The following is a 15704-nucleotide window of genomic DNA, read 5'->3' as shown; positions in this document are numbered from 1 at the left end:
CAGCAACAGGCGACTATTTTTTCACGACCCATCCCAGCCATTCTGCCTGTCATCCTCGGCCAGTTCCGCGTCCAGCGCGAACATGGCTTCGAGTTCTTCGCGCGCCTGCTTGGCCACCGACAGGAACTGCTCCTTGTCCTTGTAATACGGATAGATCTTGTCCAGGCTGCGCATATTGAACATGCGGAACTTGCTGGCCGCCTGGCGCGCCCGGTAGGCCCCGAAGCCGAGTTCGTGCAGCACATTGCGCCCCAGCATCAGCGCCGCCTCGAACGTTTCGCGCTCGATGATGCTCACGCCGCGGTCGCGCAAGTCGAAATAATGGGTCACATTGCGCGCGCGCGCCATGATTTTCAATTCTGGAAACGTCCTGCGCACCGCGTCCACCAGTTTCAGGCTGTCGTCGATATCGTCGACCGCCACCACCAGCGCGCGCGCCCGCGCCGCCCCGGCCGCGTGCAGCAGGTCGACCCGCGTCACATCGCCATAAAACACTTCCATGCCGAAGCGGCGCACCAGGTCGATCTGGTCCGGATCGTGATCGAGCACGGTCAGCTTGACCCCGTTGGCCGCCAGCAGGCGCCCGAGGATCTGGCCGAAGCGCCCGAAGCCGGCGATGATCACATGCTCCTCGTTGGGCGCGATCTTGTCGGCCTGGCGCTTCTGGTCGGTGCGGTAGCGCGGCGCGATCAGGCGGTCGTGCGCGATCAAGAGCAGCGGCGTGACCACCATCGACAGGGCGACGACCACCACCAGCATCGAGGCCACCTCGGCGCTGAACACCTTGGCCGCTTCGGCCGCGCCGAACACCACGAACGCAAATTCCCCGCCCTGCGACAGGATGAAGGCGAACAGCGCCTGCTGGCTGCGCGGAATCTCGGCGATCTTGCTGATGCCGTACAGGACGGCGATCTTGATGCACAAGAACGCCGCCACCAGCCCCAGGATCAGCCACGGCTGCGCCATGAACACGCCGAAATCGACCGACATGCCGACCGCGATGAAGAACAGCCCGAGCAGCAAGCCCTTGAACGGCTCCAGGTCGGTCTCGAGCGCGTGCCGGTATTCGGAGTCGGCCAGCAGCATGCCGGCCATGAAGGCGCCCAGCGCCATCGACATGCCGACCCATTGCATCAGCAGCGAAATGGCGATCACCAGCAGCAGCGCGAAGGCGGTGAAAATCTCGCGCATGCCGGTCTTGACGATGATGCGCAGCAGCGGGCGCACCAGGTAGCGCCCGGCGAAGATCAGCGCGCCGATCACGCCGACCACCTTCAGCACCCCCAGCCAGCCCTGTTCGGTGCCTTCGGCCGCCGCCACGCCCAGCAGCGGCACGATGGCGATCATGGGAATGGCCGCCATGTCCTGGAACAGCAGGATGGCAAAGCTGGCCGAGCCGGTCGGGGTGTTCATCAGCTTGCGCTCGTCGAGCGTGGCCAGGGCGATCGCGGTCGACGACAGCGACAGGCCCAGCGCGCCAATCAGCGCCACCTTCCAGTCGATCCCGGCCAGCATGGCGCAAGCGCACAGGGCGCCGGTCACGCCCAGCACCTGGGCCGCGCCGCGCCCGAAGATGGCGCGCCGCATCGACCACAGGCGCTTCGGTTCGAGTTCCAGGCCGATCACGAACAGCAGCAGCACCACCCCGAATTCGGAAATGTGCAGGATGTCTTCGACCTCGCCGATCAGGCCCAGTCCCCACGGGCCGATGGCGATGCCGGCCAGCAGGTAGCCGAGCACGGCGCCCAGGCCGAGTTTTTTGGCGATCGGGACGGCAATCACCGCCGCCGCCAGGTAGATCAGTGCGTTAAGCAGCAAACCGTGTTCCATTGTTACAGAGCTTTCTTAGGGGAGGTCAGGCGCGCGCGAGCGCGTTCAGGCGGGCGGCGAAGGTGTCGACATGGGCGTCGAGCGTTTCCTCGCTGGCGTGATGGGCGCCATGCAGGATGTGGGGGGGCAGCCATTCCATGCCGCACAGGGCGGCAATCTGGCGGTAGGGCGGCAGGAAGGCCGCAAACGGGTGGCCATGCGCGGCGTCCGGCGCATAGGCATCAAGCGGACTGCCGGTCGAGGCGGCCAGCCAGAAGCGCTTGCCGGCGAGCGCCCTGGCGCCGGCGCCGTAGGCCCAGTCAGGCGTCAACACCGCATCGACCCATTCCTTGAGCAGGGATGGCATGCCGTACCACTGTATCGGATGGAGTAACACCAGCGCATCGGCGTCGGCCAGGTTTTCCTGCTCGGCCGGCACGTCGATGTAAAAGTCGGGATAGCTCTCGTACAGGTCGACCAGCTCGACGCCGGGCACGCCGCGCGCGGCGTCGCGCAGGCGCCGGTTCACGCGCGAGCGCTGCGGCGCCGCGTGGGCGAAGACGACCAGTACCTTGCGCAGCGGCGCGCCGGCGCCGGCCGTCACTTCGCCTCGAGCATGGCTTTGGACAGCGCGAAGCCGGCGTCGTCCTGGTCCAAGGCCCACGACATCATGCCGCCCAGGCGGTGGTCGCGCACGTAAGCGGCTTTTTCCTTGATCACGAGCGGGTCGTCGTAGGTCCAGAAGGTGCCGTTCTCGTAGGTCCAGAGCTGCTTGCTGACCGGATGGTAGAACTTGGGCGCCTTGCGCGCGGCGATGGTCGAATAGCGCTCGGTGCCTTCCTCGAAGCCCTTGGCCGGCCCCGTCGCGCTCTGGTACAAGCCGTAGCGCGCCGCCGCCACGCCGGTCCAGCCGCGCGCGTAGAACGGCACGCCGATGACCAGTTTCTTGGCCGGCACGCCGGCTTTCAGGAAGCGCTCGACTCCGGTATGCACGCTCTGCTTGTCGGTGTCGGGGCTGCCCGGATCGGGGTACAGGTTCGAGTGAAAGCCGGTCGGGCCTTGCCTGGTCCAGCTGCCGTGGAAGTCGTAGGTCATCAGGTTGATCCAGTCGAGCGACTTGCTGTACTTGCCCGGCTCGGTGGCGTCGGTGGTCTTGGCGCCGCTGTTGACGGCCGCCGTCAGGTAGTATTTCTTGCGTTGCTTCTTGCCCAGCGCGTCGAGCTGGCTGCGAAATTCCGCCAGCAGCAAGGTGAAATTCTGCTTGTCCGAGGGGCTGATGGTGTTGTACGCCATCAGCGGCACGCCCGGATACTCCCAGTCGATATCGAAGCCGTCGAACAGCCCGGCCGCCGCGCCCTTGCCGCCATGCCCGTTCAGGACCGGCAGGTCGCCCTTGATGTACAGGTCGATGCAGGATGACACCAGCGCGCGCCGCAGCGGTTCGGTGGCGGCGCCGGCCGAGAACCAGCGCGACCATTCGGCCCCGCCGATGGCCAGCATGACCTTCAGCTTCGGGTGCTTGGCCTTGAGCTGGCGCAGCTGGTTGAAATTGCCCGCCAGCGGCTGGGAAGCGGTATCGGCCGTGCCGTCGACCGATTCGGCCGCCGTGAACGGACGGGCGTAGTCGAGCGTGGCGCGCATGCCGCCGCCGTCGGCCGCATCCTTGATGTCGCGCCCGCTGTCGCAGCGGTAGGTATTGTCCGGCATCTTGTACAGATTGGCGAAGGCGTAGTTCAGGAACGTGAAGCGTTCCGCCACGCCGGCCTGGTCGAGCTGTTTCAGGCGAAAACCGCTCTCGGTGCTCCAGGCGGTGTAGTACGAGCCGACTTCGACCGGGGCGGCGGAGCGCGCCGGGGCCGCCATCGCGGCCGTCGTCGCGCCGGCCAGCGCGAAGGCGCAGGCCAGGTTGGTCATGCAGGTTGTGTTCAACATCTGTTCTCCTTGCTTAAATCTTGAGCTTGCAATTATGTATGTTCAGGCGTGCAACCACCAGCACGATTGTGGCCGTAAAGACGGCCCCGGCCAACAGTCCCGCGCCGCCCTCGAGCAGCGCCGGGCGGAAGTGCGCGCCGGCCAGGCTGATGACGGCGCCGATGGCGAACGGCAGCAGGTAGGTGAGCAGCGGGCTGGTCGCGGCCGGCTCCACCAGCATGGTCCAGCGGCGCGCGGCCCGCACCTCGACCAGCCAGTACAGCAGCGCGAACACGGCCACGCACAGCGCGCCGCAATACAAGGCCCAGGGCGGCGTGGCGCCGATCTTGGACACCGGGTACCACTGGTGCAGCACCCACCCGGCCAGCGCCAGCGCCAGCGCGAAAGCGGCCGCTTGGCGCATGCGCTGGGGCGCCCCGCGCTGGCCGTCGAAGAACAGCAGCGCGCATGCCAGTCCGGCCAGCACGATCACGCTGTGGATGGCGTGCCCGGACAGGGCCGTGGCGGCGCCGGTTCTGTTGCTGATCATGTACAGCGCCACGCCGGCGGGGATGGCGCCCAGCAGCAGGGGCAGATGTCCGCGCCCCGCCTGGTACAGCAGCGCGACGGCCAGGTAAGCCCAGCCGATCAGGCCGAGAATGCCCCACCACTGCGGCGTCATCATGGCGCCGTGCTCGCCGCGCCAGAGCAGCGCCAGGGCGGCCAGCAGGGCCACGCCGGCGCCGCGCAGGCAGCCATTGAGCAGGGCGCTGTCGAACCGGTACACGCCCCACACCAGCAGCACCGCCGCGTAGAAGGCCAGCGACCAGGCCGCGATCGGCATGCGCATGGCCGCTTCGCTGTAGCCCGACTCGGCGTTGACCATGAACACGCCCATCACGATCAGGGCCAGCGCGCGCCAGGCGCTGTGCCCGAACACCCGGCCCGGGCCGTCGCCGCGCGCGAGGCGGCTGTGTACGCCGAAGGGAATCGACATGCCGACCGCGAACAGGAAGGCGGGGAACACGATGTCGGCCAGGCCCATGCCGTCGGCGCCGCGATCGACGTGCAGCAGCCAGGCCGGCACGCCGCGCGCACCGGCCAGGAAATTGACGAACAGCATGAGCACGAAGGTGAGGCCGCGAAAGGCGTCGACCGACAGGATGCGTTGCCGGGGCAAGTCGTTGAAGGCGAGGGACATGGGCGGTGGCGGTAATGGTAACGGTAACGGAAAGTCATCGACGTCGGCAGACAGTAACATTTCCCGCGGACGAGGCCAAGAGCCTTGCTGGAAGTTAAGATTATAACACTATCCGTGTCGATTTTCTTTACAGTCTAGCTTGTCAAACCGGTACCGGCCGCGCTAAGTGGCTGAATTGATGTCCTTGTTGTTTCGGGTACGGAAATTGCTCAAGCATTGCCACAAGCGTCATCGGCTTTGCGCAAAATCAAAAAAATGGAGACACTATGCTTGGAAAAATGAAGATGCTCGCTTGCATGGCGGCCGCGGTGGTCGGGACGGCCCAGGCCGGCGTAATCGGCGCGGGCGGCTTTAGCGCCCCGACCGTGATCGACTTCGAGAACGCCGTCGCCGGCCCGATCGGCAAGCAGTATGCGGCGCTCGGCCTCAGTTTCACCAATTTCGACCTGGCCATTTTCGCCACGTCGCCGGCGCCGAAAAGCTTCGTCGCCCTCAAATACGTCGAGGGCGCGCCCCAGATCGACGGCACGATCACGTTTTCATCGGTGATCACCCGGCTTGGCGCGGACGCCAGCACCAATCCGGAAGACGACACCTTCATCGATGCCTACCTCGGCAATACCCTGGTCGGCAGCCATTTCTTCGACACCAGCGGCGACGGCAAGGGCGGTTCTTTCATCGGCATCGAATTCCTGTCCGGCTTCGACCGGGTGGTGTTTCACACCATTCCTGTGATCAATGGGGCGCTGGCGCTCGACAAGCTGCGCTTCGAACGTGCCGCGCCGCCGGGCCAGGTGCCGGAACCGGGCAGCCTGGCCCTGCTCGGCACGGCCCTGCTGGGACTGGCCCTGGCGCGCCGCCGCTGAGGCGCTTGCAGCGTCGGCAAACGGCGCTTCCAGGGTTGGCCAGGATGGCCCCTGGCGAACCGGACTGGCTTTACTGCGCCGGCAGGGCGGCGGCCACCACGGTATCGGCCAGCGGCAGGGCGAAGCGGGTACTCAGGAACGCCGCGATGCGCTCCTGGGTCGCCGCCAGGTAGGGAATATTCATGTGGTCCGAATCGGGCACGGTTTCGTCCAGGTGCAGCTTGCCGAGCTTGGCCACCAGCAGGTCGGTGTGCGAATGCGGCACGATATCGTCGAAGGCGGCGCGCAGCACATAGGTGGGCGCGGTCAGCGCCGAGGCGTACTTGACCGACTCGAAACGGTGGCGCAGCACGTAGTGAACCGGCACCGCGCGGAACTTGCGCTTGGCAATGGCCAGGATCGAATCGTAGGGCGTGATCAGGACCAGCGAATGGACCGGGCGCTCCAGCGCCACCTGCACCGCCACCCCGGAACCGAGGCTGCGCCCGACCACCGCCACCCTTTGCGGATCGACGTGGGGGCGTTCGGCCAGCCAGTCGAACAGCAGGCGGCCGTCTTCGACCATATGGGCTTCGGCCGGCTCGCCGTGCGAATTGCCGTAGCCGCGGTAATTCACGGCCAGCACCGCCATGCCGGGAAACAGCTTGCCGGCGTCGCGCACCACCCACGACACTTCTTCCGAGCGCCCGCCAAAATACACCACCGCCGGATGCGGCCCCGGAATCTGGGGCGTCATCAGCCAGCCCGACAGCTTGGTACCGTCGCGCGCGCGCAGCACGATGGCACGGGTGCGGTGGCCGCTTGAGCGCGGATTGTCGACTTCGGGCTTGATGGTCGGGTTGAAAACCAGGCGGCGCTGGTTGGCGGCGATGGCCGCGGTCACCCCGACCCAGACCATGCTGACGAGGCCGGCCACGCCGGCGACTTTTCTAGAATTGTTCATAGGCATTAGTTTAACCGGTTCGGGCGTCGCCGTCCGGCGCCGGGGCGGCGCGCAAGCTCATCAGTACGATCTCATCAATAGTCGTGGCTGGAATACAACGATCTTGTCGGATGCCTGCGCGCATTTGCATGTGGTAATCTTTATCCGGTCCGAACCTTGGCTACCCCATGAAAAAATCCGCCTTCTCGGCTGAACAAAGCGCCGGCCTGTTCATCGGCCTGCTCGGCACGCTGGTCGCCGTGCGCTGGATCTTCAACAGCGCCACGATCGCCACCCTGATCCCCGGTTCGGCCCAGATGGGCATCAACAGTCCCGTGCTGTTCATCGCCGCCGGCGTGTGTTGCTGCCTGGCCCTGCCGCGCACGAACGCGAATGCGCACGCGAGCGCCTGGCGCACGGCGCTGTGGCGCCTGTGCTCCTGGCTGCTGCTGGTCTTGCCGGCGCTGGTGCTGGTCGAGCACATTAGCGGCCTGAGCCTGGGGATCGACTTCGTGCGCGTGCCCACCGCGCCCACCGCCAGCATCCCGCACCCGGGCCGGATGGCGCCCAACACCTGCCTCGGCTTCCTGCTGGCCGGGATCGCCCTGCGCCTGATCCGCCTGCCGCGGCGCGGCGCCCGCCTGCGCGGCTTGCTGACCTGTTGTGCGGCGGCCGTGACCGGGATCGGCCTGGCGGCCCTGGCCGGCTACTTCCTCAAGCTCGAAGTGCTGTACCGGCTGGCCGCCTACAACGCCATGGTCACTCCGACCGCGGTCGGCATGAGCGTGCTGGGCCTCGGTTTATGGTCGCTGAGAAACAGCGTCACCGTGCGCTCCGCCATCCCGGACAATGAAAAACGCATCACCGCGCGCGCCATCGCGGTGGTGGCGCTGGTGGCCGTCTCCGCCGGCGCGGCCGGCTTTGCCGCCATGCGCGACAGCTACGAAGCCTCGATCGCCGACAATATGCGCCTGGCGGCCGTCAGCAGCGCCGCCACGGTCGGCAATTCGCTGGAAACGAGCTTGTGGTTCCCGCGCACGATCGCCAACCGGTCCTCGGTCAAGGGGCCGGTGGCGCTGCTGGCCGCCGGCCGCGGCGACGCCGCCACCCGCGCCGCCTTGCTGGGCGAGGCCGAAAGCTTCATGAACGCCGGCATCAGCGCGCTGCGCTTCGAAAGCCTGGACGGCACGGTGCTGGCCGCCAGCGGCGTATTCACCGACAGCGCGCCCGGCACGGCCCAGCCGCTGGCGACCGGCGGCCAGCGCGCGCGCCTGCTGTGGCGCGGCCGCTACCTGCTGGCCACCGAGAACGAGATGCGCGACGGCGAGCGCGTCATCGGACGCATGTTGGCGGAACAGCAACTGCCAATCATCGACCGCCTGCTGGCCGACATTCGCGCCAACAGTGTCTCATCGGACGTGCTGCTGTGCAGCCTGGACGGCAAGGATGCCCTGTGCGCGCCGACCCGCTTCTATCCGAGCGCGTTCCGCATTCCCATGTACAAGCCCGACGGCCAGGTCAACCTGCCGATCAACGAGGCGCTGCTGGGGCGCACCGGGGTAGCCGTCACGCGCGACCTGCGCGGGGTGGCCGTGTTCGCCGCCTACACGCCGATCCGCGCCTTCGGCCTCGGCGTGGTGGTCAAGAGCAACCTCGACACCGTGTACCAGCCGCTGCGCGACAAGGCCAACACCCTCATGATCATGCTGGTGGCGCTGGTCGGGCTGGGCGCATCGCTGCTGCTGATCCAGGTGCGCCCGCTGCTGGCCCAGCTGGTGCGCGAGCAGCGCCGCATCCGGGTCATCCTGGAAAACTCGAACGACGCCTTCATCGCGCTCGGCGTGGACGGCTGCATCACCGACTGGAACACCGAAGCGGAGCGCACCTTCGGCTGGAGCGCGGCCGACGCCATCGGGCGGCGCCTGTCGGAATTGATCATCCCGCCGGCCCAGCGCGCCGCCCACGACGCCGGTTTTGCGCGCTTTACCGGCAGCGGCGCCGGCCCGGTGATCAACAACCGCTTGGAGGTGAGCGCCCTGCACCGCGACGGGCACGAAATCCCGATCGAGATGGCGGTGGCCGCCTTCCAGACCAGCGACGGTTTCGTGGCCAACGCCTTTGTGCGCGACATCAGCGAGCGGCGCCGCCTGGCCGGCGAAATCGCCGCGCGCGCCACCGAGCTCGAACTCGAACGCGACCGCGCCCAGGCGGCCAACCGCGCCAAGGGCGAATTCGTGGCCAACATGAGCCACGAACTGCGCACCCCGATGAACGCGGTGCTCGGCATGACCTACCTGCTGGCACACACCGACCTGAAAGCCGAGCAGCGCAAATACCTCGACATGATCAGGAGTTCGGGCCAGTCGCTGATGGGAATCATGAACGACATCCTCGACTTTTCCAAGATCGAGGGCGGGCGCATGGAACTGGCCGAGGCGCCCTTCGACCTCGGTCAGGTGCTGGCCGCGGTGGCCGACATCATGAGCGTGTCGGCCGGCGACAAGGACCTCGACCTGGCCATCGGGGTCGAGCCGGACGTGCCGCGCGCGCTGGTGGGCGACGCCCTGCGCCTGCAGCAGGTGCTGGTCAACCTGGCCGGCAACGCCATCAAGTTCACCGAGCAGGGCGAAGTGAGCGTGCTGGTCGACGTGGCCGCGCGCGCCGGCGATCAGTTGACCCTGCGCATCCGCGTGCGCGACACCGGCATCGGCATGGACCAGGCGCAGCAGGCGCGCCTGTTCTCGCCCTTCACGCAGGGCGACTCGTCGACCACGCGCCGCTTCGGCGGCACCGGGCTGGGACTGACCATCTCCAAGCACCTGGCCGGGATGATGAAAGGGACCATCGAACTTGACAGCGCGCCCGGGCGCGGCAGCGAATTCGTGGTCTGCCTGCCGTTGCTGGTGGCGCCGGAGGCGGACGGCGACAGCGTCCCCGACGCCGCGCTGGGCGCCTTGCGCCTGCTGGTGGTGGACGACAACGCCACCAGCCGCGAGTATCTGTCCAAGACCATCGCCGGCTGGCGCTGGGAGGCCGAGGTGGCCGCCTCGGGCGCCGAAGCGCTCGAGATGGTGGCGCGCGCCGCCAGCGCGCAGCGCCACTACGACGTGGTGCTGCTGGACTGGCAAATGCCCGGCATGGACGGCGCGGCCACCATGCGCGCGCTGCGCGAACACATGCCTGCGGCGCGCCTGCCGATCGCGCTGATGGTCAACGCCTACGGGCGCGGTAAACTCATGGAAAGCAGCGCGGCCAGCCAGGCCGACGCCATCCTGAGCAAGCCGGTGACCGGTTCGAGCCTGTTCGACACCGTACACGAGGTACTGGTGCAGCGCGCCCAGGCGGCGCTGCGGCCCGCCGGCGGCCTGCCGCCCGTGCATGGCGGCGCCGACGGCGTGCGCCTCGATGGCGCGCGCCTGCTGCTGGCCGAAGACAATGACCTGAACCAGGTGGTCGCGCGCGGGATTTTAGAGAGTGTCGGCGCGCGCCTCGACATTGTCGGCAACGGCCAGCTGGCGCTGGCGCGGCTGGCGGCCAATCCGGGCGCCTACGACCTGGTGCTGATGGATATCCAGATGCCGGTGATGGACGGCTATGCGGCGGCGCGCCGCATTCGCGCCGGCCTGCGCTTGAGCTTGCCGGTGCTGGCGCTGACGGCCGGCGTGACCGAGTCCGAACGGCGCGCCTGCGCCGACGCCGGCATGAACGACGTTATCGCCAAGCCGATCGACGTCGACGAGATGTTGTCCACGATCGCGCGTCACTTGCCGGGCCTGGGCCGGGGGCGCGCGCCGCCCGCGCCGGTGGCCGCGCCCGCGTCGGCGCCAACGCCGGCGGGGCTGCCGGTGTTAAGGCTCGGCCCCCTGGTCGACATCGCCAAAGGCAATCCGGAGCACCTGGCGGCCGTGGCCAACCTGGTGCGCCGGGTGGTGGGCGAAGGCCACCAGCAGTTCGACCAGGCGCGCGTACACTGGGACGCGGGACGCGACGAGGAAGCGGCCAAGGTGCTGCACATGCTGCGCGGCGGGATCGGCAGCGTCGGCGCCAAGCGCTTCGCCGCCGCCTCGCTGGAACTGGAGCAGTCGCTCAGGGGCGAGCCGGCGGGCGACACGGCCGCCCTGTTCCTGCAAGCGGCGCGCGAACTCGACGCGGCGGTGGAAGCGGGGCGCGCGTGGCTGGCGCAGCAGGACTCTAGTGCGACATCAGCACCGGCGCCGTCATCGACTTGAGGATGGTGGCCGTCACCCCGCCCAGCATCAATTCGCGCAGGCGCGCATGGCCGTAGCAGCCCATCACGATCAGGTTGGCATCGACATCGGCCGCCAGCGACAGCAGCGCTTCGCCGATGTCGATGCTGGTGTGCTGGGCCATGACGTCGGCCTTGACCCCGTGGCGCGCCAGGTACAGGGCGATGTCGGCGCCCGGTTGCTGGCCGTGCGCGTCGTCGGGATTGAACACCGCCACCGTCACGCGGCGCGCGCGCTTGAGCAGCGGCAGGGCGTTGGCCAGCGCGCGCGTGGCGGCGGTGCTGGCATCCCAGGCCACCAGCACCTCGCTGCCGATTGCGGGGAAGTGGCCGGCGTGCGGGATCACCAGTACCGGGCGCGCGCTGGCCAGCATGACGTATTCGGGCAGGCCGGGGGTCATGCGCGCGACCGGATCGTCGGGATCGGACTGGCTCAGCACCACCAGGTCGGCATAGCGCGCCTGCAGCGCCAGCGCGGCGCCGGGTTCGTCGTCCACCATGCGCCGTTCGAACGAGCGCACGGCGGCGCCGGCGGCGATGCGCTCGCAAACGTCGAGCGACGCGTTGGCGCGCCGGTTCAGTTCTTCCATGTGGGTCGAGAGCACGGTTTGCAGCAGGTCGCTGGCGCCATCCTGGTAGACGTAGCGCGAGACCCCGCTCATGGCCGCGCCGATCAGGTGGGCGTTGCAGTCGGCCGCCACGCTGGCGGCGGCCAGCAGGCGCGCTTCGGCGTGGCGCGCGCGATCGACGTGGACGAGGATGGTCTTGTACGGCATGGCGGCTCCTGTGGGTTGGGAGGCTCCAGCGTAGGCCCTGGCACGGAGCGCGTCCAGCAGTGTTCGGCGTGCGCAAACCTTTGTTTTGTCTAATTTGATGCACATCAAGCGAGGGGGCGGTCGCGCCGTCTACGCTGTGCGCCCATCGTCACGCCGAATCGAAAAGGGATCTTCATGAGCGTCAGGAACCTGCACCAGTTGTTCGCCCCGACGTCGGTCGCCATCATCGGCGCGTCCGCGCGGCCGCACAGCGTGGGCGCGACCGTGCTGCGCAATGTCATCGAGGGCGGCTTTGCCGGCGCGATCTACCCGGTCAACCCCAAGTACGACAGCCTGGCCGGACTGCGCGTGTACGCGCGCGTGTCAAGCTTGCCGGCGGCGCCCGACCTGGCGATCATTTGCACCCCGCCTTCCACGGTGCCGGGCATCGTGCGCCAGCTCGGCGAAGCGGGCACGCGCGCGGCGATCATCCTGACGGCCGGCCTGTCCGGCATGCATGACAGCGGCGCTCGCAGCTTGCGCCAGGCCGCGCTCGACGCCGCCAAGCCCTACGTCTTGCGCCTGCTGGGACCGAACAGCGTCGGCCTGCTGGTGCCCGGCATCGGCCTGAACGCCAGCTTCGCCCATACCGGCGCGCTGCCGGGCAAAATCGCCTTCGTGTCGCAGTCCGGCGCGATGGTGACCGGCGTGCTCGATTGGGCCAGGTCGCGCGGGATCGGCTTTTCCAAGTTCATTTCGCTGGGCGAGGGCGCCGACATCGATTTTGGCGACCTGCTCGACTACCTGGCCAGCGACCCCGGCACCAGCGCCATCCTGCTGTACATGGAAGACGTGCGCCATGCGCGCAAATTCATGTCCGCCGCGCGCGCCGCCGCGCGCAGCAAACCGACCGTGCTGCTCAAGGCGGGCAGGGTGGCCGAAGGCGCCAAGGCGGCCGCCTCGCATACCGGGGCGCTGGCCGGGTCGGACGACGTCTACGACGCCGCCATCCGCCGCGCCGGCATGCTGCGCGTACACGGTACCGAAGAGCTGTTCGCCGCCGTGGCCACGCTGGCGCACGCGCGAGCGCTGTTCGGCGAGCGCGTGGCCATCTTTTCCAATGGCGGCGGCCCCGGCGTCATGGCGACCGATGCGGTGGTGTGCGGCAAAGGCAGCATGGCGCAGCTGGCGCCGGACACCGTGGCCCGCCTGGACGCCATGCTCCCCGCCACCTGGTCGCGCGCCAACCCGGTCGACATCCTTGGCGACGCGCCGGCCCAGCGCTACGTCGATGTGCTGAACATCCTGCTGAAAGACCCGCAGGCCGACGCCATCCTGTTCATCCACGCGCCCACGGCCATCGTGCCAAGCGCGGACATTGCGCGCGCGCTGGCCCCGATCGCCAGCGCATCGTCGCGCAACATCCTGGCCTGCTGGCTGGGCGGCGATGCGGTAGCCGAAGCGCGCGCGATCTTCACCGAGGCCGGCATTCCCAGTTTCGGCACGCCCGAGGAAGCGGTCAGCGCCTACCTGCAGATCGTGCAGTACCGGCGCAACCAGAACCTGCTGATGCAGGTGCCGCCGGCCGCCAGCGACGACGGCGCGACCGACCCGCAAGCGGCGCGCGCGCTGGTGCGCAAGGCGCTGGCCGAGGGCCGTACCTTGCTCAGCGAGCCGGAAACCAAGTCGGTGCTGGCCGCCTACGGCGTGGCCGTGGTGCAAACGCGCAGCACGCAATCGGTGGACGAGGCGGTGGCGGCGGCCGAGGCGATCGGTTTTCCGGTCGCGCTCAAGATCGTCTCGCCCGACATCACCCACAAGAGCGACATGGGCGGCGTGGCGCTCGACCTGGACGATGCGGAGGCGGTGCGCGCGGTGGCCCTGCGCATGAACAAGCGCCTGGCCGAACTGCGGCCCGACGCGCGCCTGGAGGGCTTTTCGGTGCAGCGGATGGCGCGCCGCCCCGAGGCGCATGAACTGATCATCGGCGTGGCCACCGATCCGGTGTTCGGCCCCGTGATCCTGTTCGGCCAGGGCGGCATCGCGGTCGAAGTGACGGCCGACCATGCGGTGGCGCTGCCGCCGCTGAACGTGGTGCTGGCGCGCGACCTGATATCGCGCACGCGCGTGGCCAAGCTGCTGGCCGGCTACCGCAACCGGCCGCCCGCCAACATGGACGCCATCATCGCCACCCTGATGCGCATCTCGCACATGGTGGCCGACCTGCCCGAGATGGTCGAACTCGACATCAATCCGCTGCTGGTCGACAGCGAGGGCGCGCTGGCGCTGGACGCGCGCATGCGGGTGGCGCTTGCCGACCACTCGGCCAGCTCGCTGGACCGGCTGGCGATCCGTCCCTATCCGCGCGAGCTGGAAGATCGCATCGACTGGTGCGGCGAAACGCTGCTGCTGCGCCCCATCCAGCCCGAGGATGGCCCGGCCCACGTGGCCATGTTCAACGCGCTCTCCGACGACGACGTGCGCTACCGCATGTTCGTGCGCGTGCGCGAGCTCAATGCCTCGCAGCTGGCGCGCTTTACCCAGATCGACTACGACCGCGAGATGGCCTTCATCGCCACCCGCCCCGGTCCCGACGGCGTGAACGAAACGCTGGGCGTGGCGCGCGTGGTGTGCGACCCCGATAACATCGCCGCCGAATTCGCGGTGACGGTGCGCTCCGACCTGAAAGGGCATGGACTGGGCTATGTGCTGATGGAAAAGCTGATCGCCTATTGCCGCAGCCGCGGCACGCGCGAAATCGTGGGCGAAGCGCTGCCGCAAAACACCCGCATCACCAAGCTGGCGCGCAAGCTCGGTTTCGAGATCGGCAAGGCGGCCGAAGACGGGTCGGTGCATATGCGATTGACTTTGTAGCTGCGCTCTACAGTTACATACGTTGGCTTGCGCTCATTTTTGGTAGTGCAAGGCAGCACGGCGTGGCCAGGGAAAGACAGATGATCCCATGTGCCGGCCACCTGCGCCGCCGATTTTTGGGTGAGATTGCTTGATAATCGTGTTCTGGTCACGCAATACAATCGCTCGTCACTCTGCGCGACTCTGGAACTGGATTGCCGTGTTTGAAAAAAATATCAGTTTCCTTGGATTTTGACCGTCTCACCGTTTGCGAAACTACCTCTGCAACGGATATTTAATTGTTATTCATTCACCGCGACATTTCTGCGCAATGGCCAGAATAATATTTTTCTGTCAACAACGTGATTGTCGCACATAAATCCCGCCCGGATTGTCAATTTGCTCGCCATCTGAGCACTTTGAAGGCAAATGCAATGCCATTGAAGTAGTCGCCTGTGGCACAATGCCCGCGGTTGCCATCTCTATCCCGGACCATCGAATGAAACGAGCCATCCTCCTCGCCCTGACCCTCGGCGCCATCGGCGCCGCCCGCGCCGACATCCTGATCACGCCCTCGTTCATCATCAATATAGAAGAAGAATGCGCGGTCGAATACCGGGTGTGCGGCAAAGTCTCGTACACGGGAACGAGCAAGAAGACTGGCCAGGCCATCGTCTTGCGCGGCAAGACCGTAGAAGGCAAGTGCGACGAGAACAGATTTTGCAAATTCGAGGGCTATGTATTCAAGAACGGCGCCACCGTCTATCGCGTCAGCTCGGACGGCAAGCTGACCGTCTCGCAGGGCGCCAAAACCCTGGTCGAGGAAGAGGGCGTGTGGCAGTAAGAAGGCTGCGTACGCCACCCCTTGTAAATACTTCTACTGTCAAACTGCCATCGCGGCGTGCGAATGTGTGGCGAAAACCTATATACCCCGCATTTTGCACACCCGGGCGTAGCCCTATCGCCCGGCCATTTTTGATGCATATCAAGGATTTCAGCCTCCAAGCTCCCTAGCCTGAATTTTGCATAAAAAAGGGCAAGAACGCCGTAAGTGATTGATAAAATGTGAGTTATCGAGAAACACATCCATCAACACAAAAAGCACCTTGCCCGACATGAATTCTACTTCAGAACAGCTCCG

10 protein-coding genes are annotated in these 15704 nt (G+C 67.1%); 4 read left to right on the top strand and 6 right to left on the bottom strand.

Features of this window, described 5'->3' with window-relative positions; translation table 11 throughout:
- Positions 1-21 precede the first annotated feature (21 nt).
- From kefC to F1735_RS24575, 4 genes are read right to left on the bottom strand one after another with little or no spacing between them, the layout of a single operon-like run.
- On the bottom strand, positions 22-1830 hold the full coding sequence (gene kefC / locus F1735_RS24590) for a glutathione-regulated potassium-efflux system protein KefC (RefSeq protein WP_167239373.1): 1809 nt from the start codon (positions 1828-1830) through the stop codon (positions 22-24).
- A 25-nt stretch (positions 1831-1855) separates the two neighbouring features.
- On the bottom strand, positions 1856-2413 hold the full coding sequence (gene kefF, locus F1735_RS24585) for a glutathione-regulated potassium-efflux system oxidoreductase KefF (RefSeq protein ID WP_373888580.1): 558 nt from the start codon (positions 2411-2413) through the stop codon (positions 1856-1858).
- A complete protein-coding gene (locus tag F1735_RS24580) occupies positions 2410-3741 on the bottom strand; it encodes a glycoside hydrolase family 18 protein (protein ID WP_167239372.1) in 1332 nt (443 codons plus the stop codon). Before F1735_RS24580 ends, kefF begins: the two co-directional genes overlap by 4 nt.
- Positions 3742-3754: 13 nt before the next feature.
- Positions 3755-4921 (bottom strand): DUF5009 domain-containing protein, encoded by a 1167-nt coding sequence (locus F1735_RS24575; RefSeq protein WP_167239371.1) that lies wholly within the window; start codon positions 4919-4921, stop codon positions 3755-3757.
- A gap of 266 nt (positions 4922-5187) precedes the next feature.
- Between F1735_RS24575 and F1735_RS24570 the strand changes: the two genes are divergently transcribed.
- Complete coding sequence (locus tag F1735_RS24570; protein ID WP_167239370.1) at positions 5188-5787, top strand: PEP-CTERM sorting domain-containing protein; 600 nt, start codon at positions 5188-5190, stop codon at positions 5785-5787.
- Positions 5788-5857: 70 nt separating this feature from the next.
- Here F1735_RS24570 and F1735_RS24565 read toward each other — a convergent pair whose 3' ends face one another.
- Positions 5858-6730: an alpha/beta hydrolase gene (locus F1735_RS24565; protein WP_167239369.1), complete on the bottom strand. Its 873-nt coding sequence runs from the start codon at positions 6728-6730 to the stop codon at positions 5858-5860.
- 167 nt (positions 6731-6897) lie between these two features.
- Here F1735_RS24565 and F1735_RS36750 point away from each other — a divergent pair, with 167 nt between their 5' ends.
- Entirely contained in the window at positions 6898-10938 is a 4041-nt protein-coding gene (locus F1735_RS36750) for a response regulator (protein WP_229505936.1), read from the top strand.
- Here F1735_RS36750 and F1735_RS24555 read toward each other — a convergent pair.
- Positions 10901-11731 carry a universal stress protein gene (locus F1735_RS24555; RefSeq protein WP_167239368.1) on the bottom strand — a complete coding sequence of 277 codons (831 nt, stop codon included), beginning with the start codon at positions 11729-11731 and terminating at the stop codon, positions 10901-10903. The two genes, F1735_RS36750 and F1735_RS24555, sit on opposite strands and share 38 nt — an antisense overlap.
- 174 nt (positions 11732-11905) lie before the next feature.
- Here F1735_RS24555 and F1735_RS24550 point away from each other — a divergent pair, with 174 nt between their 5' ends.
- Positions 11906-14584: a bifunctional acetate--CoA ligase family protein/GNAT family N-acetyltransferase gene (locus tag F1735_RS24550; RefSeq protein ID WP_167239367.1), complete on the top strand. Its 2679-nt coding sequence runs from the start codon at positions 11906-11908 to the stop codon at positions 14582-14584.
- 478 nt (positions 14585-15062) lie between these two features.
- Positions 15063-15407, top strand: coding sequence for a hypothetical protein (locus tag F1735_RS24545; protein WP_167239366.1), 345 nt, complete (start codon positions 15063-15065; stop codon positions 15405-15407).
- Positions 15408-15704 lie beyond the last annotated feature (297 nt).

The sequence above is a fragment of the Massilia genomosp. 1 genome (assembly GCF_011682185.1).
In the GTDB taxonomy this organism is placed as follows: Bacteria; Pseudomonadota; Gammaproteobacteria; order Burkholderiales; family Burkholderiaceae_D; genus Telluria_A; species Telluria_A rubra.
The sequence above is the reverse complement of the archived record's forward strand: the minus strand, read 5'-3'. Positions and strand labels throughout refer to the sequence as shown.

Coding starts and splice junctions, on each gene's coding strand:
- F1735_RS24555 (WP_167239368.1), bottom strand. CDS start 11,731: ATGCCGTACAAGACCATCCTCGTCCACGTCGATCGCGCGCGCCACGCC.
- F1735_RS24575 (WP_167239371.1), bottom strand. CDS start 4,921: ATGTCCCTCGCCTTCAACGACTTGCCCCGGCAACGCATCCTGTCGGTC.
- F1735_RS24550 (WP_167239367.1), top strand. CDS start 11,906: ATGAGCGTCAGGAACCTGCACCAGTTGTTCGCCCCGACGTCGGTCGCC.
- F1735_RS24570 (WP_167239370.1), top strand. CDS start 5,188: ATGCTTGGAAAAATGAAGATGCTCGCTTGCATGGCGGCCGCGGTGGTC.
- F1735_RS24580 (WP_167239372.1), bottom strand. CDS start 3,741: ATGTTGAACACAACCTGCATGACCAACCTGGCCTGCGCCTTCGCGCTG.
- F1735_RS24565 (WP_167239369.1), bottom strand. CDS start 6,730: ATGAACAATTCTAGAAAAGTCGCCGGCGTGGCCGGCCTCGTCAGCATG.
- F1735_RS36750 (WP_229505936.1), top strand. CDS start 6,898: ATGAAAAAATCCGCCTTCTCGGCTGAACAAAGCGCCGGCCTGTTCATC.
- F1735_RS24545 (WP_167239366.1), top strand. CDS start 15,063: ATGAAACGAGCCATCCTCCTCGCCCTGACCCTCGGCGCCATCGGCGCC.
- kefC (WP_167239373.1), bottom strand. CDS start 1,830: ATGGAACACGGTTTGCTGCTTAACGCACTGATCTACCTGGCGGCGGCG.